We start from the raw sequence: 19684 nt of genomic DNA, 5'->3' as shown, positions 1-19684 counted from the left end.
GATTTATTCAACAAAGCCCATATTTCACCGCAACCAGTTTGTTGCCGTTGATGCCGCCTTTGGCATTGATATCTTCAATCGCCTGGGTCGCACCGGCAAACTGCATGTCGCCATACTGCGCAACCGGGCCAGACATCGCCCCGACAATCGCCACTTTAATATCTTCAGCCAGCGCGGCATGGCTCATTGCCAGTGCTACACATCCCGCCAGTAATGCGCGACCTTTCATTTTCATCCGGACTACCCCATCTGTTATGTCGTGGTTGTTGTGAGTGCAAACTGCCAGATAAAGTCGAAAAACTGATTAAGCAATAATGAGTTAGCGCACTTTTCTGGCATTTATTAGTAATAAGGCTTTATTTTTCAGGTTATTAAACAGGAAGTTTCTTCTGTAAATCAACTGACATATTCAGAATTGCCTGAGTGAAACAGCATAATACACTGGATGCAACGGCCAGGTTTTCACCACTTTGCCAGTGGGTTATGCTGGATTGATCGCATCAAAGGCCTGTTTACAACTATCATCCTGGCAGCCAGGCCATCTTTTGACCTCTTTTATTGATGAAAATGTGTCAGCGCTCTGGTTGTATACTTTCGCTACACTTTCCCCTTTTACAAGTACAGGTGTTTGTCATGAAGCTCACCATCCAGCGTTTAACCGCGCTGACGCCGCAGGACCACATTGATCTGGGTAAAGTCTGGCCGGATCTTGAAATTGATAAACTGGAACAGACGCTGAATGAACGGCATCGCATCTATGCGGCGCGCTTCAACGACCGCCTGCTGGGCGCGTTGCAACTGGAGATTTCAGGTATTCACGGCAAGATTCATCGACTGGCCGTACGCGATGTCACCCGGCGTCGTGGCGTCGGTCAATATTTGCTGGAAGAGACCATCAGGCAGAATGGATCTTTAGCGGACTGGTGGATGGCTGACGATGGCAGTGACGATCAGCGGGTGCGGGCAGCGTTTATGCAGGCGTGTGGTTTCAGGGCGCAGACCGATGGCTGGGTACTGGCGGTAGAATAGGCGGGTACAGAAAACAAAAAGGGCGACATGATCATGTCGCCCCTGAAGGTTACCTTTTCGGTATTACGCTTCGATCGCCATACGCAGTTTTTTCATGGCGTTCTTTTCCAGCTGACGGACACGTTCCGCTGAGACGCCGTATTGATCGGCTAACTCCTGCAGCGTAGTTTTGTTGTCTTCGTCCAGCCAGCGGGCACGGATGATATGCTGACTCCGCTCATCCAGACCTTCCATCGCATAGCTCAGCTTATCGGCAGCGTGCGCATCCCAGTTGTCCTCTTCAATGCCGTCAGCAAAGTCAGAGGTTTTATCCTGCAGATAGAGCACCGGTGCCATTGATTTGCCTTCACCGCTCTCATCGTCGGCAGACATATCAAAGGTCATATCCTGCGCCGCCATACGTGATTCCATTTCACGTACGTCTTTACTGCTCACACCCAGTTCACGCGCCACCATCTCGACTTCGTCCTGGTTAAACCAGCCCAGACGCTGCTTGGTTTTACGCAGGTTAAAGAACAGCTTACGCTGTGCTTTCGTGGTCGCGACTTTCACGATACGCCAGTTACGCAGCACGTATTCATGAATCTCGGCTTTGATCCAGTGTACGGCGAAAGAGACCAGTCGCACGCCCACTTCAGGGTTAAAGCGACGCACCGCTTTCATCAGGCCGATATTACCCTCCTGAATCAGGTCAGCCTGTGGCAAGCCGTAGCCGGAGTAGTTACGAGCGATATGAACTACAAAGCGTAGGTGAGACAGGATCAGCGTCTTTGCCGCATCCAGATCGCCCTGGTAATGCAGCCGTTCAGCCAACGCTTTTTCCTCTTCTGCCGACAGCATCGGCCAGGTGTTGGCAGCCCGAACATAAGATTCCAGGTTGCCCAGAGGAGCAATAGCTAAAGTTTGCATTTCTTTGGTCATTCAAACCCTCACAAATTCAGTGGAATTGCCGCACATTTCCTTGCGCAGACGATACAGTATGTCAACGTCGCGCGAAATCCGAAAGCAATCTGTGCTACCGGGATAACTAAGTTATCCACAACAACAAACATAGCAGTGAATATTTTACACACAGATGACAGGAAGGGAAGAGGCTAATGCGCCCTCTGCATCCCATCGCCGGTAGCAGAGGACCATTATAACAAAAAAATGTTGCAGGCGTTTACTGGGGCGTAAATCGGCGTAAATGTTGTACCGTCGCCAGCCAGGCGGCGATCCAGCCGATGATTGCGGCTATCAGCAGTAACAACAACGCCTCATCCCAGGAGAAGCCCTCCAGCGAGAAGGTGGTGCCGAACACGGTCGCGACATGCGCGACCACCGATTGCAACCGTAGCACCAGCACTTCCGAAAGTACCAGCGACAATACCGCGCCACTCAGGCCCAGCAACGCGCCGCCATAGAGGAACGGCCGCAGAATAAAGCCGTCAGTGGCACCAATCAGCTTTTGTACGTTAATGGTATCGCGGCGGGCAAAGATACTGAGCCGCACGCTGTTACCGATCACCAGGAACACCGCTACAATCATCAGCACGCCGATCATCGAGGCAATCTGCCCCACCAGCCCGGTCAGCGCTGCCAGTCGGGCGAACCAGCTGTCATCCATGCGTACTTCATCAACGCCCTGCACTTTAGTTACCCGATCGCGCAGGCTCTGCATGGTGTCAGAATTCTGGAAATTGAGCTTCGGCGTGATAATCGCTACGGCAGGCAACGGGTTCTGCTCCAGCATATCCATCGCACCGCCAAAGCCTGACCAGTTGCGGAACTCGTTCAGTGCCTCTTCCCGCGTCAGATAATTAACGTTATCTACGCCTTCCACCTGCTTGAGCTGCGCCACCACGTTTTCTGCAGCAGTATCATCCAGCGCTTTGTCGAGATAGACCGTCAGCTGCGGTGCCGGATACCACTGTGTCGCCGCCTGGCTGACGTTCTTCCACACCATATAGCAGACGCTTGGCAGGGTCAGCGAAATGGCAATCACCATCACCGTCAGCAGCGTCGCCAGTGGCTGACGCCACATGTCAGACAGCGTACCGCGCAGTGCATAGCGCCACTGCTCCTGCCAGCCGCCTTTCAGCGCTTTGCTTTTCGACGGCTGCTGCTTCGCTTTTGGCGCCGTCGGGCGTTTAATGCGTTTATTGACCATCGTGGCCTCCGTGCAGGCGTCCCTGATTCAGCGTCATGACGCGGTAGTTACGACGAGCGATTAAACCGTTGTCATGCGTTGCCATTAATACTGTAACGCCAACGCGGTTGAACTCTTCGAACAGTCGCAGAATGTCTTCTGACAGCGCTTCGTCAAGGTTACCGGTCGGTTCATCCGCCAGCAGCACCGCCGGTTTGTTCACTACCGCACGGGCGATACCCACCCGCTGCTGTTCACCGCCTGACAACTGAATCGGATAACTTTTCGCTTTGTCGAGCAGGCCGACCTTATCCAGAGCAGCCGAAACGCGACGGCGAATATCTTCGCCACTGGCACCGGAGATAATCAGCGGGATCGCCACGTTGTCGTAGACCGAACGATCCATCAGCAGGTGGTGATCCTGAAAGATCATGCCGATCTGACGGCGCAGGAAAGGCACCTCGCTGTTACGCAATCGGGAAATATCGTGGCCGCTAAACCAGATTTGTCCGGCACTCGGACGCTCAATGCCACAAATCAGCTTCAGCAACGTACTTTTACCGGCACCGGAGTGGCCGGTCAGGAACGCCATTTCGCCGGGACGCAGATGGAAATCCACCCCCTGCAGTGCCTGACGTCCGCCGAGATATGCCTTACTGACCTCTTCAAAGCGAATCATCCTAATTAGTCCTCTCGGGCAAACAGTGCCTCAATAAAATCATCCGCCTTAAACGGGCGTAAATCCTCGATGCCTTCCCCGACACCGATATAGCGAATCGGAATACCGAACTGATCGGCGATCGAGAAGATCACACCGCCCTTGGCGGTGCCATCCAGCTTGGTCAGCGCGATGCCGGTTAAACCGACCGCTTCATCAAACAGTCTGGCCTGGCTGACCGCATTCTGCCCGGTACTGGCGTCGAGCGTCAGCATCACTTCATGCGGCGCATCTTCATCCAGCTTCTTCATCACCCGGGTAATTTTCTTCAGCTCTTCCATCAGGTGCGATTTGTTCTGCAGGCGACCCGCGGTATCGGCGATCAGCACGTCCACACCGCGTGATTTCGCCGCCTGAATCGCATCGAAGATCACCGACGCGGAATCCGCACCGGTATGCTGGGCAATCACCGGAATATTGTTGCGCTGGCCCCAGACCTGCAGCTGCTCGACCGCGGCGGCACGGAAGGTGTCACCGGCAGCCAGCATCACTGATTTGCCCTCAGCCTGATACTGACGCGCCAGTTTACCGATGGTAGTGGTTTTACCCACACCGTTGACGCCGACCATCAGGATCACAAACGGCGTTTTGCCGGAGACGTCCAGCGGCGCATCCACTTTAGCCAGAATTGACGCCATTTCAGCTTTCAGCAAGCCATAAAGCGCTTCCGCGTCACGCAGCTGCTTACGGTTCGCCTGCTGAGTCAGATGGGTAATGATCCGGCGGGTGGTATCGACGCCGACGTCAGCAATCAGTAACTGCTCTTCCAGCTCATCAAACAGGTCATCATCAATCTTTTGCCACGGAACAGGCTGACAAAACCGGAACCGAGGTTCTGTCGGGTTTTTACCAGGCTGCGCTTCAGTCGGGCAAAAAAGCCCTCTTTGCTGGGACGTTCCTGCTCCTGTGTAATGATTGGCGCAGCGGCTAACGGCAGATCGCTGACGGTATCCGGCACGGCATCGGCTTCTTCATTTTCTGCCAGCGCCAGCGCTTCCAGCTCTTCGTCGCTCAGCGGCGCATCCGCATCTGGCGTTTCGATGATCTCCGCATCGCCCAGTGCCAGCGCTTCCAGCTCTTCATCGCTCAGCGGCGCATCGGCCGCCGGGGTTTCAATGACCTCCGCCTCGCCCAGGGCCAGCGCGTCCAGCTCTTCATCGCTCAGCGGTGCATCGGCCGGTGTCTCTGCGGCATCCGCCGCTGGCGTGATAATGGCGTCAGCCTCGACGACCGGTACGCCGTGCGGATCGCTTTCCGTTTCCAGTAAGGCTTCCGGGTCAGCCTGAATCGGCTCCGGTTCCGCCAGGGCTTCCGGCGCGGCTTCGTGCGGCGCAGCGGCCGTCACCTCCGCATCACGCTGCTGTCCGGCCACCGTTTCGGTGATGGCGACAGTCTCTTCCGCTTGCGCTTCAGCCTGCGTTAAGGTTGCGGCTGGCTGTTCTGCCTGCTGCGGCGTGGACTCAGCCGCCTGCTGCGCCTGCTCCTCCGCAGAGGGTTGCTTCTCTTCTTCTTTGCCAAATCCCAGCCAGGAAAAAAAGCCACGTTTTTTCTCTTTTGCCATTGTGTGACTACACTCCTCGATGGCTTTGTCCCGGTCGCACGTCGTTTCCAGGGGTGAATCAATTAAAATTGGCTAACGCCAGACCGGCGTAAAACCGCAGAATACTGCATGACTTCAGCAACTCAGTAGTCTAACACTTTCCAGCCAGCTCACCACAGCACCCTTTTTTAACGTTTCTTCTCACCGATTCGCCCGTTAAACTACGCAACAAATTATGACGAGTTGTGAGCAAGATGACTAAAAACCCCCGCAGTACCGGCGGTGCCGGGCAGATCCGCATCATCGGCGGACAATGGCGCGGACGCAAATTGCCGGTGCCCGACAGCGCCGGACTGCGTCCCACCACCGATCGGGTGCGTGAAACCCTGTTTAACTGGCTGGCGCCGGTACTGCCAGCAGCACGTTGTCTCGACTGTTTCGCCGGCAGCGGCGCGTTAGGACTGGAAGCGCTGTCGCGCTACGCGGGATCGGCGACGCTGCTGGAGCTGGAGCGTCCGGTAGCACAGCAGCTGATGAAGAACCTGCAGACGCTGAACGCCCACAATGGCAAGGTGATTCAGACCAATGCGCTCACTTTTCTGGCGCAGCCAGGCGAACCCTTTGACGTGGTGTTTATCGATCCGCCGTTTCGTCAGGGGTTGCTGGAACAGACGCTGCAGCTGCTGGAACAGAATCACTGGCTGGCAGACGAGGCACTGATTTACGTCGAAAGTGAAGTGGAAAATGGCGCGCCGCCGGTGCCGCCCGAATGGAATCTTTATCGCGAGAAAATAGCCGGACAAGTGGCTTATCGTTTATATCAACGTCAACAGGAGACGCAGGATGTTACTTAATTTGGGGCGTCTGTTGATGCTGTGCGTATGGGGATTTTTACTGGTCAACGTGGTGCATCCCTACCCGAAACCGCTGACCTACTTTATTAATGTCGCGCTGTTTTTCATGATCATGATGCACGGCCTGCAGCTGGTGTTACTGCGCGCAACCCAAACCAAAGATGCCCCGCCGATAGACCGTCTTACGCAGGTGAAAGTGTTTGTGTTTGGTGTATTTGAGCTGGTCGCCTGGCAGAAAAAGCACTTCCCCCGCAAAAAATAGCGCTGAGCGGGCACCCTGCCCGCTGATTATTGCACTGGGGTAAAGCTGATAAAGCGCGTCCCCTGCATTTTCAGTTCGCCCCTGGTCCCTTTATCCAATTGATGATATTGCCCTTCTTTAAGCTGCACTTTAATGTCGCTGGCACCGTTAAGCGGGTGAAACAGGGCTTCGTAGCGCATCTCTTCCCCGGCAATCACCTCACGCTGACGTGACCGGCGATTGGGTGCCGGAAATTCACGTTTGGTTTTGACTTCCACCGTCAGGGCTCGCACCGGAGAGGCATCATTGACGGCGGTATCGCGGCGCTGTTTGATGAACTGACGGGTTGCCAGCACGGCGATAATCGCCAGGACGATAATAATGATTAGCGGTGGTTTGCTCATAATTCTCTCGTGCTTAAAGAAATGCGGATGGCGTTAATTGCGCGGCAAAGCATACAACCAGAGTTGCCTGATTGTCACATCGTCAGGACGTAACCTAAACTGGAAGGGATATTTTGGGATCTTTCACCATTTTGGTTAAAAAAGGGAGAAACAATGCTCTGGTCTTTCCTCGCTGTACTTTTCTCCGGCTGGCTCTACGTAGATGCCACCTATCGTGGTCCGCAATGGCAACGCTGGCTATTTAAACCGGTCACGCTGCTGCTGCTGGTCGGCCTCGCCTGGCAGGCCCCGACGCTGAACAGCACGGACTACCTGATTCTGGCCGGTCTGATCGCCACTCTGGTCGGTGATGCGTTAACGCTGTTACCCCGTCAGCAGATGCTCTACGCCATTGGCGCGTTTTTTCTGTCGCATCTGCTCTATACCCTCTGTTTCGCCGCCAGCATGACCATGACCTTCTTCTGGCCGATTCCGCTGACGCTGTTGATTATCGGCGTGGTGCTGATTGGCATTCTGTGGAGTCGACTGGAAGATCTTCGCTGGCCGATCTGTACTTTTATCGGTATGACGCTGGTGATGACCTGGATAGCGACAGAGCAATATTTCTTCCGCCCTACCGATTACAGCTTCTCAATCATGGTGGGTGCAGGTCTGCTGCTGCTGGCTAATATTGTCTGGTTTATCAGTCATTATCGTCGCCGTTTCAGTGCCGACAGCGCCATCGTTGCCGCCTGTTACTTTGCCGGTCACTTCATGATTGTCCGTTCACTGTGGGTGGTGTAACAGAGCGCAGGAGTTAAAAAATGGTCTTGACTCTGGAGTTAACTCCAGAGTGTAGGATAAGGGGTGGACAGCTTCGTTCATCCCTTATCCGGAGGTCATATGCATCAACATCACGCCTGTGGCTGCGGTAAACCGCGTGCCAGCCACGCCGCAGCCAAACCCCTGTGCCAGATCCCTCAGGCCCGTCCCCTGACGCTATCCCTTCACGCCGCAATCCCGGTCACCACAGACAGCGCGGGCTGCTGCTGCGACAGTAACAGCACTCCCGGCAACGACGCCGATGCCGATGAGGAAGGCGACCGGCGACGCGTCGGCAGTCTCCCTTTTAGCTGGCAGGTCAGCGGGATGGATTGTCCCGGCTGCGCCCGCAGCATTGAAACCGCGGTTCAGCAGGTAACGGGCGTCACCGAGGCGCGCGTGCTGTTCAGCAGTGAAAAACTGGTGGTCAATGCGGACAGCGACGTGCGCCAGGCAGTAGAGCGGGCCGTTAAAAAAGCTGGCTTCCAGCTCAGCACCCAGACCGACACGGCAGTCGAAAGCCCGCGCTGGCAACATAACCGCATGCTGATTGCGCTGGCGTTGCTGGTGCTTGCCAGCAGCCTGCTTAGCCATTTCGCGCCGCTGTGGGGCGATCGCCTGTTTGTCGTCACCACCCTGATCGGCCTGTTTCCGGTGGCGCGCAGCGCCTGGCAGCGGCTGCGCAGCGGCTCGCCTTTCACCATCGAAACCCTGATGACGCTGGCCTCAGCCGGTGCGCTGATCATCGGTGCTCATGCCGAAGCGGCGATGGTGCTGGTGCTGTTTCAGCTCGGCGAGCAGCTGGAAAGCTATGCCGCCGCGCGGGCGCGCAGCGGCGTCACCCGTTTAATGGCACTGCGACCGGAATCGGCGATCCGCCTTGAGCAGGGTCAGCGTCGCGACGTGTCACTTGCCGCGCTGCAGCCCGGCGATCAGATTGAAGTGGCGGCAGGCAGCCGCCTGCCGGTCGATGGCCGCTTAATTACGCCGCTCGCCAGTTTTGACGAAAGTGCCTTAACCGGCGAATCGCTGCCGGTGATGCGCAGCCGCGGCGACAAAATCCTGGCCGGTGCCACCAGCATTGACCGTCTGGTGACGCTGGAAGTGGTGTCGAAGCCGGGTGAAAGCGCGATCGACCGGATACTACAGCTGATTGAGGAAGCAGAAACCCACCGCGCGCCGGTTGAACGCTTTATCGATCGGTTCAGCCGCATCTATACGCCGCTGGTGATGCTGCTGTCGCTGCTGGTGATGGTGGTACCCCCGTTGCTCGGCGCGGGGGAATGGCAGCCGTGGATCTACAAGGGTCTGACCTTGCTGCTGATTGGCTGTCCCTGTGCGCTGGTGATCTCCACGCCCGCGGCGATTACCTCCGGGCTGGCCGCGGCTGCCCGTCAGGGCGCGCTGATCAAAGGCGGCGCAGCCTTAGAACGACTGAGTTCGCTGCGCATGATGGCCTTCGATAAAACCGGCACCCTGACTGTCGGCAAGCCGCAGCTCAGCGGAATAGTGCGCTTTGGCGCGGCCAGTGAAGCGGAGATGCTGGCGCTGAGCGCCGCAGTGGAACAGGGTGCGACCCATCCGCTGGCCACAGCGATCGTGGCGGCAGCGGAGGCGCGCAATCTGACGATTCCGGTCGCAGACGATCAGCTGGTTCAGGCGGGTCGGGGCATTATGGCCCGGGTCGGCAGTCAGCAAATTCAGCTGCTGACACCCTCACAGATGCGTGGGCTGACGCCCCGGCAATCGGAAGAGATCACCCGGCGCGAAGCAGAAGGTGAAACCGTGGTAGTGCTGGTTCGTGATGACGAGGTGCTGGGCGCGCTGGCCTTGCACGATCAGCTGCGCAGTGATGCAGCACCGGCTCTGCAGGCGCTGAAAAAACTGGGTATTGAGAGCCTGATGCTGACCGGTGACAACCCGCGTGCAGCCGCGACCATTGCCCGTCAACTGGACATTGATTACCGTGCCAGCCTGTTGCCAGCCGATAAAGTCGCGGCGATAGCCGAACTGAGCCAGCAGCAGCCGCTGGCGATGGTTGGTGATGGTATTAACGATGCGCCGGCGATGAAAGCGGCGACGCTGGGCATTGCGATGGGCAGCGGCACCGACGTGGCGCTGGAAGCTGCCGACGCCGCGCTGACGCGTAATCAGCTGAGTAATCTGGCACCGATGATTGTGCTGGCGCGCCGCACGCGCCGCATCATTCGTCAGAACCTCACCATTGCGCTGGGGCTAAAGGCGATATTTCTGGTCACGACTCTGCTGGGTCTGACCGGGTTGTGGCTGGCTGTGCTGGCGGACTCGGGCGCCACGGCGCTGGTCACCGCCAACGCGCTGCGATTACTGCGCTACCGCAGCTGAAGAGAGGCGGCCTGTCCGATGACGGGCCGCGCTCAGCAGGCACCACTATTCCGCCATGCCTTTCTGGATCAGGAACTGATACGGCAGATTATCGGTCTGCTGCGCCAGCAGGCGGTGCTCCATAAAGCGGCAGAAGCCGGGAATATCGCGGGTGGTGGCCGGATCGTCGGCGATGATCAACAGCGTGTCGCCATTCTGCAGGCTGCGTACGGTTTTGCGCACCATCATCACCGGCTCCGGACAACGCAGGCCACGGGCATCCAGTTGATGGTCGGCAGAGGAAAAAGCATCGCTCATAATGGACTCGGTTCAGGTTTGGGGCGCTCATTCTAGCGCGTGGTGCCGATGACGCAAGGCGATAACGATTGCGCTAAAATTAACCATTGCATAAATAGCACAACGCGGTAAGATGCCGCCGCTTTTTGCTCATAAAACTGCCAGGTGCTGCCCGAACAGCGTCCCGCAATGGGTTCCCTCACCCCAACATTAAAAAGGTTGATTATGCTCGCATTCTCTTCGCGTCAGCGCATGCATGCGCTGTTCTGGTTATCGCTGTTTCACCTGCTGGTGATCACCTCCAGTAACTATCTGGTGCAGCTGCCGATCTCCATTTTTGGCTTCCACACCACCTGGGGCGCATTCAGCTTCCCGTTTATCTTCCTGGCAACCGATCTCACCGTGCGCATCTTTGGCGCGCCGCTGGCCCGACGCATTATTCTGGCGGTGATGATCCCGGCGCTGTTTATCTCTTATGCCGTTTCTTCGCTCTATTATCAGGGCCAGTGGCAGGGCTGGCAGGCGCTGGAAGAGGTCAATCTGTTTGTCGCGCGCATCGCCTGCGCCAGCTTTATGGCTTACGCACTGGGTCAGATTCTCGACGTACACGTTTTTAACCGTCTGCGCGCCCTGCCGCAATGGTGGATCGCGCCAGGCTGCGCCATGTTTCTCGGCAACATCAGTGATACGCTGGCCTTTTTCTTCATCGCCTTTTATAAAAGCCCTGATGCGTTTATGGCCCAGCACTGGGTGGAAATTGCCCTGGTGGATTACAGCTTCAAGGTGCTGATCTGCATGGTGTTCTTCCTGCCGGCCTACGGCGTATTGCTCAATGCCGCGCTGAAACGCCTGGCTGAGCGCCGTGCCACCAGCCAGATAAATTTCGGCTAAACCGCCATACCGATTTACGCCATTACCCGCTAAGATCTGCTGACAATCATCAGGTTGCGTTTGCAACCTGATTCCTGTTGTATTAACGCCTGACTGGAAACTTAAAAAAGGGATTCTGATGCGCAACCTGGTGAAATATGTAGGAATGGGCTTACTGGTGCTCGGCTTAGCTGCCTGTGACCAGAAGAAAGATGACGCGGCGAATGACAACGGCGTCAGCGCCAGTCAGTCGGCGCAGACGGTGACGCTGATGGATGGCAAGCTGAGCTTCTCGCTGCCGCCTGGCATGTCGGACAAGAGCGGTAAGCTCGGTTCACAGACCACTAATATGCACGTTTACGCCGATGAAACCGGTGCACGCGCGATTATTGTGATTGCCGGTGAGCCGACCAGTGATGGCCTGGACGTATTATCACAGCGTATGGAGCAGCAGCAGCGCAACCGCGATCCGCAACTGCAGGTGGTCTCAAACAAAGCGGTCACGCTGAAAGATCAGCCGGCACAGCAGCTGGATACGGTGATTTCTGCCAACAACCAGACCTCATGGTCATCGGTGATTCTGGCGAAGGTCGATGGCAAACTGGTGACGCTGCAGATTACTCTGCCGGGCGATAACCAGCAGCAGGCACAAAGCGATGCCGACAACATTGTGAAAAGTATCTCTCTGAAATAAGGCCGGGCGACTGCCCTGCTGGCTTGCGACTTCCCCCCATTTGGGGGAAGTCGCTTATATCCCGCCTGCGTTTACAGCCCGGTATTCTCACGAATATAACGGCGCGCTTTCACCGCATATTCGAACGGGTTAGCCAGCGCCGGGTCCTGCTCCGCTTCCACCACCATCCAGCCTTTGTAGCCGTAATCGTCGAGGATTTTGAACACCGGTTTGAAATCGATCACGCCATCACCCGGCACGGTGAAGGTGCCCTTTTTCACCCCTTCCAGGAAGGAGAGATGATTGTCGCGCACCTCGGCGACCACCTCGTCGCGTACATCTTTCAGATGGACGTGGAAAATGCGCGGCAGATATTTTTCCAGCACCGCCAGCATCTTCTGCTGCGAGCCCTCAGAGTAGTAGACGTGACCGGTGTCATACAGCAGGCCAACCTGCTTGTCGGTCAATGCCATAAAGCGGTCGATCTCTTCGGTAGTCTGAATGCCGGTGCCCATATGGTGATGCAGCGTGACCCGCATTCCCTTTTCAGCCGCAATACGCGCCAGTTCGTTGTAGCCGTCTGCCGTGCGCTGCCACTCTTCATCACTGAACACCGGTTTTTGCTCAAATACTGCCAGCGTGGTGCCCTGAATACTTTTGCTCTGTTCTGAACAGCCAATCACCCGCGCGCCCATCGCATGCAGGAAGTTCATGTGGTTAATGAACTCATCGATGGTTTTGGCTTTATCGCCATTGGCAAAAAAAGTGCTGAACCAGGCGTTGCAGATTTCGATGCCGCGAATGTCGAGCATCGGTTTCAGGATCGCCGGATCGCGCGGATATTTACTGCCAACTTCGCTGCCGGTAAACCCAGCCAGCGCCATCTCACTGACGGTTTGCTGGAAGGTGTTCTCGCTGCCGAGAACCGGCATGTCGTCATTGGTCCAGCCGATCGGCGCAATCGCCAGTTTTACGTTGTCTTTGTTCATTATTTTGTTCCTTAGCCGGGCGGTCACCCCGCCTGTCTGTGCTGAATCAGGAGTAGAAAGCAGGACGTGGCGGCATCTCTACCGTTTCAATCGCACCGCTGTTTTGCGCTTTGATACAGGCATCGGCAGCCACCGAGGCGGCAAAGCCATCCCAGGCGGACGGACCGGTGAGCGTGCCCGCTTTCACGTCGTTGATGAACGCCTGCAGCTCCACGTCATAGGCCTCGATAAACCGATCTTTCCAGTCAACCAGAATGGTGTTCGACAGCCGGGCATCTTTACGCAGCTGAACCGACGACGGCTCCGGTAGCCGGGCAATGCCCTCTTCCCCAACCACTTCACATTGAATGTCATAGCCATAAGCGCAGTTGACGAAGATCTCGACGTCGATGCGTACCCCTTTCTGGGTTTCAAACAGCACAATTTGCGGATCTTTCAGCTGAGCATGGGATTTTGAGGTGACGCGCGGGAAGACCACCTGCACGGTTTTATAATCGTCATTGGTCAGCCAGCGCAGCACATCCAGCTCGTGGATCAGTGTGTTGGTGATCGCCATTGGCGTGGTGTAATTTTCCGGCACCGTCGGGTTTCGGTGCGCGCAGTGCAGCATCAGCGGCTCACCGATATCGCCGTCGGTAATGACTTTTTTCAGGGCGCGATAACCGGCATCGTAAGGTCGCATAAAACCAACCTGAACCAGCCGTTTGCCGGCCTGAATTTCAGCATCGACCACCCGGCGACAGCCTTCGGCGCTCATCGCCAGCGGCTTCTCACAGAACACCGGCTTGCCGGCGGCGATGGCGGCTAAAGTGAACTCTTCGTGAGTCGGGTCCCATGATGTCACCAGCACCGCATCGACATTTGGCGACTGGATCACGTCATGTCCGTTTTCAAACACCTCTGCCTCGATATTCAGGCGCTGCAGCGCAGCGCGCGCGCCGTCAACATTGATATCTGAGACGGCAACCACCTGCGCTCCCTGCAATACGTGGTTGCAGCGGCGAATATGTTCCTGACCAATTGCACCTGTACCGATGACGCCAAGTTTCAAAGTCATAATTACACCTGTGTAGGGTTCGTGCTGAGAGAAGAAAAAAGGGGGCCGTGTCCGGCCCTGAAATCAGTATTTACGGGCCTGATCCAGATGGGTTTTCAGCTTATCCGCGACCGCCTGAACCCGCTCAGAATCGGAGGCCTGTGCGACGCCAACGTGCCACCAGCTGAAATATTTGTGGATCATGGTTTTTGGCAGCACTTTGATGTCGATAAGGGTGGAGACAGTCTGCGTTCTGGCATCTTCCAGCGCGGCTTTTAACTGCTCCAGCGTGGTGACGCGGTAGGTTTTACAGCCGTAGCCCGCCGCGATGGCGGCGAAATCAACCGGCACGAAGCCGCCGTCCAGCTTGCCGCCTTCCGGATTACGGAAGCGAAACTCGGTAGTGAAGCTGTCCATGCCGTGTTCCATCTGCAGGTTATTGATGCAGCCGTTGGTCATGTTATCCAGCAGGACCACGTTGATCTTCGCCCCTTCCTGAATCGAGGTCACCAGCTCGGAGTGCAGCATCATGAAAGAGCCGTCACCGACCAGCGCATAGACTTCACGCTGCGGCTGCGCCAGTTTTGCGCCCAGCGCGGCGTTGACTTCATAACCCATGCAGGAGTAGCCATACTCCACGTGATAGGCGTTGTAATCTTTGGTGCGCCAGACGCGCTGCAGATCGCCAGGCAAACTGCCTGCCGCTGCCACAATCACCGCCTCTTTGGGTAGCTGTTCGTTCAGCGTGCCGAGCACGCTGCTCTGGGTCAGTACCGACTGCGTCAGGCGGTTGAACTCGGCGAAGACCGCTTCACGATCCAGGTGATCAGCAATTTCCGGCACAAAATCCTGCTCGTGATAGGTCACCTGATAGACGCGTTGGGTCTCTTTCAGCAATTTGCTCTGCGCCTGCTCAATCTGGCTGCCCCAGTCGTTACTGTAGTTTTGTGACGCCAGCGCGGCGGTCAGCGCGGTCAGCCCTTCACGGGCATCGGCCAGCAGCTGAACGCCATCCAGCTTGTAGCTGTCGAAATTACTGACGTTGATATTGAGGAAGCTGACGTCCGGATTCTGGAAAATCCATTTCGAGGCGGTAGTGAAGTCGGTGTAACGGGTCCCGATGCCGATAACTAAATCAGCCTCTTTGGCCAGCAGGTTCGCCGCCAGACAGCCGGTTTCGCCCACACCGCCGACGTTCAGCGGATGATCGGAGATCACCGTGCCTTTGCCCGCTTGGGTTTCCGCAAACGGGATCTGATAGCGCTCGGCGAACTGGCGCAGTGCCTCACCTGCTTCGGAATATTTAACCCCGCCGCCACAGACGATCAGCGGTTTGCGCTTACGGCCGATCAACGTCAGGGCATCGGCCAGCTGCGCCGCAACCGGCAGGCGACGATCCAGTCGATGTACCCGCTTCTGGAAGAAATAGTCCGGGTAATCCCAGGCTTCACCCTGGACATCCTGCGGCAGCGACAACGTTACCGCGCCGGTCTCGGCCGGATCGGTCAGCACGCGCAGGGCGTTAATGCAGGCGGACATCAGCTGTTCCGGACGGCTGACGCGGTCCCAGTATTTACTGACGGCCCGGAAGGCATCGTTGGTGCTGATGCTGAGATCGTAGCTCTGCTCAATCTGTTGCAAAACCGGATCGGGCTGACGGGTAGCGAACACATCGCCCGGCAGCAGCAGCAGCGGAATACGGTTCGCGGTGGCGGTGGCGGCCGCGGTAATCATGTTGGCGGCACCCGGCCCGACTGACGAGCTGCAGGCGATGATCTGACGACGCAGTGACTGTTTTGCAAAGCCGGTCGCGGCATGCGCCATGCCCTGCTCATTGCGGCCCTGATAAACCACCAGATCGCCGCTGTCCTGCTCCAGCGCCTGCCCCATCCCCAGCACGTTGCCATGACCGAAAATGGCGAAGATGCCTTTTACAAACTTTGTCTCAACGCCATCAACATCAATGTATTGATTATCAAGAAATTTAACCAGCGCCTGTGCAGTGGTCAGTCTGATTGTGCCCATATGCTCTTCCTTTACATGCTGGTGGTACCTGACTCCGGTACAACGCGCCAGGCGAAGTCATACTGCGGAAAAGGCGACCGGTATAATTGAAACGTGAGGCGATTATAAACAAATATATTTTTCATAAAATACAATTACAGAAGAAACATTTCATTTTGCGAGTGAGATCAAATTTAGTCACACTGCAGGGTCTGACGAGGCATCCGGGCGGGAAAAACTGGAACGTTTTATGGACAACAAGGTGCGTTGAAAAAATTCATTTCACTTCAGTAGCTTCCTCTATTGCTGGCAATATTCCTGCGATCTCTCTCACAACCCCGACACGCCGGGCGCGGTGAGGATAGGTTACCCGTCACCAGGCGGAATCAGGAGTTTTACCTGGTTCACAAAATCGCGACAGATATTTCATTTCATATTGAATCTGGAATTTTTATTCCTCATACTGTTCTCATAGCCAATCAGGCACCTACAGACCTGGAAGCAAAGCGCGCGACGTCGGGCTTTTTGCCCGCAGTGTCTGCTAATCACAGAAGGAAACCACAGGTATGAGTACACAACAGAAGCGGCTTGATGTGATTTGTATCGGGCGCATCGCCGTTGATTTTTATGGTCAGCAGATTGGGGCGCGGCTGGAGGATGTCACCTCATTTGCCAAATATCTGGGGGGTTCGTCAGGTAATGTCGCCTATGGCACTGCGATTCAGGGTCTGAAATCGGCGATGCTGGCGCGGGTGGGAGATGAGCACAACGGTCGCTTTCTGCGGGAAGAGCTGCAGCGCGTAGGCTGTAATACCGACGCTTTAATCACCGACGAAAAACGTCTGACCGGCATGGTGATCCTCGGTATTAAAGATGAAGAGACTTTTCCGCTGATTTTCTACCGTGACAACTGCGCCGATATGGGACTGGTACCGGAGGACGTGCAGGAAGCGTTTATTGCCTCTTCGCGTGCGGTCGCGGTAACCGGCACCCATTTATCTCATCCACAAACCCGCGAAGCGGTACTGAAAGCGCTGGATATTGCCCGCCGCCATGGCCTGCGTACCGCGCTGGATATCGATTATCGTCCGGTGCTGTGGGGACTGACCTCGCTTGGCGACGGTGAAACGCGTTTCATTGCGTCGTCACAGGTCACGCAGCAGCTGCAGGAAGTGGTGCATTATTTCGATTTAATCGTCGGTACCGAAGAAGAGTTTCATATTGCCGGTGGCAGCACCGACACCCTGACCGCCCTGAAGAACGTGCGTCAGGCCAGTCAGGCGACGCTGGTCTGCAAACGCGGCCCGCTGGGTTGCGTGGTGTTCGAAGGTGAGATCCCGGATAGCTGGGAGCAGACCCGGTTGCACACCGGGGTGCGCGTCGAGGTGTTAAACGTACTGGGCGCGGGCGATGCCTTTATGTCGGGCCTGCTGCGCGGCTGGCTGAACGATGAGGGCTGGGAGCAGGCGTGTCGTTATGCCAATGCCTGCGGGGCGCTGGTGGTGTCACGCCACGGCTGCGCGCCCGCCATGCCCACCAAAGCGGAGCTGGATGATTTCCTGAGCCGCGATAAAGAGGTGAAACGGCCCGATCTCGACGATCGCCTCAACCATCTGCATCGCGTGACCACCCGCAAGCAGCAGTGGCCAGAACTGAATGTTTTCGCCTTTGATCATCGTAAACAGCTGCTGGATATGGCGCGCGAAGCGGGCGTTGATGAATGCAAAATTCCACAGCTTAAACTGCTGCTGCTGAAAGCGGCCGAGGAAGCGGCACAGACGGCCGGACTGGAAAACAAAAGCGGTATCCTGGCCGATACTACCTACGGGCAGAAAGCACTGAATGCGATTACCGGGAAACAGTGGTGGATTGGCCGTCCGATTGAACTGCCGGGTTCGCGCCCGCTGCGACTGGAGCATGGCAATATCGGCTCGCAGTTAATCGACTGGCCAGCCGAGCACGTGGTGAAATGCCTGGTGTTTTATCATCCGCACGACAGCGCTGAGCTGCGTAAAGAGCAGGATGATCTGGTGCTGGATGTCTGGAACGGCTGTAATAAAAGCGGTCACGAGCTGCTGCTGGAAGTGATTCTGCCGGAGAGCAATCCGGACCGTGATGAGCGCTACTATCTTGATATCCTCAGCCACTTCTACAGCCTCGGCATCCAGCCGGACTGGTGGAAACTGCCGCCGCTCTCCGCTGAGAGCTGGCAGGCGATCAGCGGGTTGATAGAGCAGCAGGATCCGCACTGTCGCGGCATTTTGCTTCTCGGCCTCGATGCGCCAGAGGAGAAGCTCAAAGCCGGTTTTGCCGCCGCGGCAAAAGCGCCCTGGGTTAAAGGCTTTGCGGTGGGCAGGACCATTTTTGGTCAGCCATCGCGCCAGTGGTTGCAGGGTGAACTGGACGATCAGGCGCTGATCGAGACCGTAAAAGGCAACTACCTGCGGCTGATAGAGTACTGGCGCGCCGCCCGCGCCTGATTGATTCACCGCCAGACGCCATCCTCCTGCCGGAGGGTGGCGTTTTTTATTTACCGACGCGCTTAATCCATTCTTGTTGCCGTTCGCGCCTGCCGTGGGTCGCCTTTCGGCCTGCAGGGAGCCGCAGTGAGCTATCAGACCGGTGACGCAGAGACAATCTGTGAAGCATTTCATAAATGCCATGAAATAAACCGCGCGGTTGACGCAAACAAATGAAATTTTCCATTCATCTGGTACTATAGCGCTCATTATCCAGCCATTATTCTTATTACACGGGCAGAAGTAATGACCAATAATCCCACCCAACTTTCTTTATTGCAGGACGATATTCGTCGCCGCTACGAAACGCTGAGCAAACGTCTTAAACAGGTTGCGCGTTACATTCTTGATAACAGCAATAGCATAGCCTTTGATACCGTGGCCTCTATCGCCCAGCAGGCCGATGTCCCGCCATCTACTCTGATTCGCTTTGCCAACGCCTTTGGCTTTAGCGGCTTCAACGAAATGAAACAGGTTTTTCGTCAGCACCTGATGGAAGAGACGGTGAACTACACCGAGCGCGCTCGCCTGTTTCGCCAGACTTCCACCGACGACAGCGCCAGCGCGCCTGAAAGTCCGGCTGAGATCCTGAATGTCTTTACCATGGTGAACAGCCAGGCGTTACAGCAACTGGCGATGCAGGTAAATCCGGAGCAGCTGAACAAAGCGGTGAAACTGCTGAACGAGGCCGAGAATATCTATGTGATTGGTCTGCGCCGTTCCTTCAGCGTGGCCTCTTATCTGGTCTATGCGCTGCGCCATCTGGAACGTCGGGCATTCCTGATCGACGGCCTCGGCGGCATGTTTACCGAACAGCTCAGCCTGGTGAATCCAAAAGATGTGGTGATTGCCATCAGCTATTCGCCGTATGCGCGTGAAGCGGTCGAAGTGGTCGAGATGGGTGCCAAGCGCGGTGCGCATCAGATCGCCATCACCGACAGCCAGGTCAGCCCGCTGGCGGCCTTCAGCGACGTCTGCTTTGTGGTGCGTGAAGCGCAGGTAGACGGCTTCCGCTCGCAGGTGGCATCGCTCTGCCTGGCACAGACACTGGCCGTTTCACTGGCGCTGAACAATGTGGAAACGCCCTGATTACCGGCGTTAACGCTGGATAGCGGCAATAACAAAGGCAGCCCATCGGCTGTAATGCTGGTCAGTTAAGGTTGAATTTGCAAAGGCTGTCACGGTCAGACGTGGCAGCTTTTTTTCTGCGCGAGCGTGCCGGAGTGCGGGCCTGAGCA

The 19684-nt window shown here is 56.4% G+C and carries 17 protein-coding genes and 2 pseudogenes; 9 read left to right on the top strand and 10 right to left on the bottom strand.

All coding sequences use genetic code 11. From position 1 onward, the window contains the following. Window positions 1–19: 19 nt before the first annotated feature. A pseudogene (locus HA41_RS17665) lies at window positions 20–235 on the bottom strand (ABC transporter substrate-binding protein); the annotation flags it as partial. A 398-nt stretch (window positions 236–633) separates the two neighbouring features. Here HA41_RS17665 and panM point away from each other — a divergent pair. After that, the gene (gene panM / locus HA41_RS17660; RefSeq protein ID WP_094121858.1) at window positions 634–1029 is read left to right on the top strand and encodes an aspartate 1-decarboxylase autocleavage activator PanM; all 396 of its coding nucleotides are present in this window, start codon (window positions 634–636) and stop codon (window positions 1027–1029) included. Window positions 1030–1092: 63 nt separating this feature from the next. On the opposite strand, the gene rpoH is transcribed toward panM, so the two are convergent. From rpoH to ftsY, 4 genes and pseudogenes are all read right to left on the bottom strand, one after another. Then, window positions 1093–1950, bottom strand: coding sequence for an RNA polymerase sigma factor RpoH (gene rpoH, locus HA41_RS17655; protein WP_031376708.1), 858 nt, complete (start codon window positions 1948–1950; stop codon window positions 1093–1095). Window positions 1951–2191: 241 nt separating this feature from the next. Continuing rightward, window positions 2192–3178, bottom strand: a complete 987-nt coding sequence (gene ftsX / locus HA41_RS17650; protein WP_094121857.1) for a permease-like cell division protein FtsX — start codon at window positions 3176–3178, stop codon at window positions 2192–2194. Next, window positions 3168–3836, bottom strand: coding sequence for a cell division ATP-binding protein FtsE (gene ftsE, locus HA41_RS17645; protein ID WP_031376707.1), 669 nt, complete (start codon window positions 3834–3836; stop codon window positions 3168–3170). The genes ftsX and ftsE overlap by 11 nt, the downstream gene beginning before the upstream one ends. A gap of 5 nt (window positions 3837–3841) precedes the next feature. Next, window positions 3842–5436 (bottom strand): annotated as a pseudogene (ftsY, locus tag HA41_RS17640) (signal recognition particle-docking protein FtsY). A 233-nt stretch (window positions 5437–5669) separates the two neighbouring features. On the opposite strand from ftsY, the gene rsmD reads away from it, so the two are divergent. Both rsmD and HA41_RS17630 read left to right on the top strand, forming a co-directional pair. After that, window positions 5670–6269 (top strand): 16S rRNA (guanine(966)-N(2))-methyltransferase, encoded by a 600-nt coding sequence (gene rsmD / locus HA41_RS17635; protein WP_094121856.1) that lies wholly within the window; start codon window positions 5670–5672, stop codon window positions 6267–6269. Then, entirely contained in the window at window positions 6259–6531 is a 273-nt protein-coding gene (locus HA41_RS17630; protein WP_031375239.1) for a DUF1145 family protein, read from the top strand. Before rsmD ends, HA41_RS17630 begins: the two co-directional genes overlap by 11 nt. A gap of 26 nt (window positions 6532–6557) precedes the next feature. On the opposite strand, the gene HA41_RS17625 is transcribed toward HA41_RS17630, so the two are convergent. Then, the gene (locus HA41_RS17625; protein WP_094121855.1) at window positions 6558–6914 is read right to left on the bottom strand and encodes a DUF2500 domain-containing protein; all 357 of its coding nucleotides are present in this window, start codon (window positions 6912–6914) and stop codon (window positions 6558–6560) included. Between the two features lie 153 nt (window positions 6915–7067). Here HA41_RS17625 and HA41_RS17620 point away from each other — a divergent pair, with 153 nt between their 5' ends. Together HA41_RS17620 and HA41_RS17615 are read left to right on the top strand one after the other, a co-directional pair. Beyond that, complete coding sequence (locus HA41_RS17620) at window positions 7068–7697, top strand: lysoplasmalogenase (protein WP_094121854.1); 630 nt, start codon at window positions 7068–7070, stop codon at window positions 7695–7697. Window positions 7698–7796: 99 nt separating this feature from the next. Beyond that, on the top strand, window positions 7797–10079 hold the full coding sequence (locus HA41_RS17615; protein WP_094121853.1) for a zinc/cadmium/mercury/lead-transporting ATPase: 2283 nt from the start codon (window positions 7797–7799) through the stop codon (window positions 10077–10079). Window positions 10080–10124: 45 nt separating this feature from the next. Here HA41_RS17615 and tusA read toward each other — a convergent pair whose 3' ends face one another. Next, the gene (tusA, locus tag HA41_RS17610) at window positions 10125–10376 is read right to left on the bottom strand and encodes a sulfurtransferase TusA (protein WP_094121852.1); all 252 of its coding nucleotides are present in this window, start codon (window positions 10374–10376) and stop codon (window positions 10125–10127) included. Window positions 10377–10580: 204 nt separating this feature from the next. Here tusA and HA41_RS17605 point away from each other — a divergent pair, with 204 nt between their 5' ends. Next, entirely contained in the window at window positions 10581–11246 is a 666-nt protein-coding gene (locus HA41_RS17605) for a 7-cyano-7-deazaguanine/7-aminomethyl-7-deazaguanine transporter (RefSeq protein ID WP_094121851.1), read from the top strand. A 118-nt stretch (window positions 11247–11364) separates the two neighbouring features. Continuing rightward, on the top strand, window positions 11365–11919 hold the full coding sequence (locus tag HA41_RS17600) for a DcrB family lipoprotein (protein WP_094121850.1): 555 nt from the start codon (window positions 11365–11367) through the stop codon (window positions 11917–11919). 71 nt (window positions 11920–11990) lie between these two features. Here HA41_RS17600 and iolE read toward each other — a convergent pair whose 3' ends face one another. From iolE to iolD, 3 genes are all read right to left on the bottom strand, one after another. Then, the gene (gene iolE, locus HA41_RS17595; protein ID WP_094121849.1) at window positions 11991–12887 is read right to left on the bottom strand and encodes a myo-inosose-2 dehydratase; all 897 of its coding nucleotides are present in this window, start codon (window positions 12885–12887) and stop codon (window positions 11991–11993) included. 46 nt (window positions 12888–12933) lie between these two features. After that, entirely contained in the window at window positions 12934–13944 is a 1011-nt protein-coding gene (gene iolG, locus HA41_RS17590) for a bifunctional inositol 2-dehydrogenase/D-chiro-inositol 1-dehydrogenase (RefSeq protein ID WP_094121848.1), read from the bottom strand. A gap of 63 nt (window positions 13945–14007) precedes the next feature. Then, window positions 14008–15948 (bottom strand): 3D-(3,5/4)-trihydroxycyclohexane-1,2-dione acylhydrolase (decyclizing), encoded by a 1941-nt coding sequence (gene iolD / locus HA41_RS17585; RefSeq protein WP_094121847.1) that lies wholly within the window; start codon window positions 15946–15948, stop codon window positions 14008–14010. 545 nt (window positions 15949–16493) lie between these two features. Between iolD and HA41_RS17580 the strand changes: the two genes are divergently transcribed. Together HA41_RS17580 and HA41_RS17575 are read left to right on the top strand one after the other, a co-directional pair. After that, window positions 16494–18407 (top strand): bifunctional 5-dehydro-2-deoxygluconokinase/5-dehydro-2-deoxyphosphogluconate aldolase, encoded by a 1914-nt coding sequence (locus HA41_RS17580; RefSeq protein ID WP_094121846.1) that lies wholly within the window; start codon window positions 16494–16496, stop codon window positions 18405–18407. 285 nt (window positions 18408–18692) lie between these two features. Beyond that, complete coding sequence (locus HA41_RS17575) at window positions 18693–19535, top strand: MurR/RpiR family transcriptional regulator (RefSeq protein WP_094121845.1); 843 nt, start codon at window positions 18693–18695, stop codon at window positions 19533–19535. Window positions 19536–19684 lie beyond the last annotated feature (149 nt).

Source organism: Pantoea conspicua, from assembly GCF_002095315.1.
Classification (GTDB): Bacteria; Pseudomonadota; Gammaproteobacteria; order Enterobacterales; family Enterobacteriaceae; genus Pantoea; species Pantoea conspicua.
Note: the sequence above shows the minus strand (reverse complement) of the source record. Positions and strands in the feature narration are given on the sequence as shown.

Coding starts and splice junctions, on each gene's coding strand:
- panM (WP_094121858.1), top strand. CDS start 634: ATGAAGCTCACCATCCAGCGTTTAACCGCGCTGACGCCGCAGGACCAC.
- HA41_RS17575 (WP_094121845.1), top strand. CDS start 18,693: ATGACCAATAATCCCACCCAACTTTCTTTATTGCAGGACGATATTCGT.
- rpoH (WP_031376708.1), bottom strand. CDS start 1,950: ATGACCAAAGAAATGCAAACTTTAGCTATTGCTCCTCTGGGCAACCTG.
- HA41_RS17625 (WP_094121855.1), bottom strand. CDS start 6,914: ATGAGCAAACCACCGCTAATCATTATTATCGTCCTGGCGATTATCGCC.
- iolD (WP_094121847.1), bottom strand. CDS start 15,948: ATGGGCACAATCAGACTGACCACTGCACAGGCGCTGGTTAAATTTCTT.
- HA41_RS17630 (WP_031375239.1), top strand. CDS start 6,259: ATGTTACTTAATTTGGGGCGTCTGTTGATGCTGTGCGTATGGGGATTT.
- ftsE (WP_031376707.1), bottom strand. CDS start 3,836: ATGATTCGCTTTGAAGAGGTCAGTAAGGCATATCTCGGCGGACGTCAG.
- tusA (WP_094121852.1), bottom strand. CDS start 10,376: ATGAGCGATGCTTTTTCCTCTGCCGACCATCAACTGGATGCCCGTGGC.
- HA41_RS17580 (WP_094121846.1), top strand. CDS start 16,494: ATGAGTACACAACAGAAGCGGCTTGATGTGATTTGTATCGGGCGCATC.
- iolG (WP_094121848.1), bottom strand. CDS start 13,944: ATGACTTTGAAACTTGGCGTCATCGGTACAGGTGCAATTGGTCAGGAA.
- HA41_RS17615 (WP_094121853.1), top strand. CDS start 7,797: ATGCATCAACATCACGCCTGTGGCTGCGGTAAACCGCGTGCCAGCCAC.
- HA41_RS17600 (WP_094121850.1), top strand. CDS start 11,365: ATGCGCAACCTGGTGAAATATGTAGGAATGGGCTTACTGGTGCTCGGC.
- HA41_RS17605 (WP_094121851.1), top strand. CDS start 10,581: ATGCTCGCATTCTCTTCGCGTCAGCGCATGCATGCGCTGTTCTGGTTA.
- ftsX (WP_094121857.1), bottom strand. CDS start 3,178: ATGGTCAATAAACGCATTAAACGCCCGACGGCGCCAAAAGCGAAGCAG.
- HA41_RS17620 (WP_094121854.1), top strand. CDS start 7,068: ATGCTCTGGTCTTTCCTCGCTGTACTTTTCTCCGGCTGGCTCTACGTA.
- iolE (WP_094121849.1), bottom strand. CDS start 12,887: ATGAACAAAGACAACGTAAAACTGGCGATTGCGCCGATCGGCTGGACC.
- rsmD (WP_094121856.1), top strand. CDS start 5,670: ATGACTAAAAACCCCCGCAGTACCGGCGGTGCCGGGCAGATCCGCATC.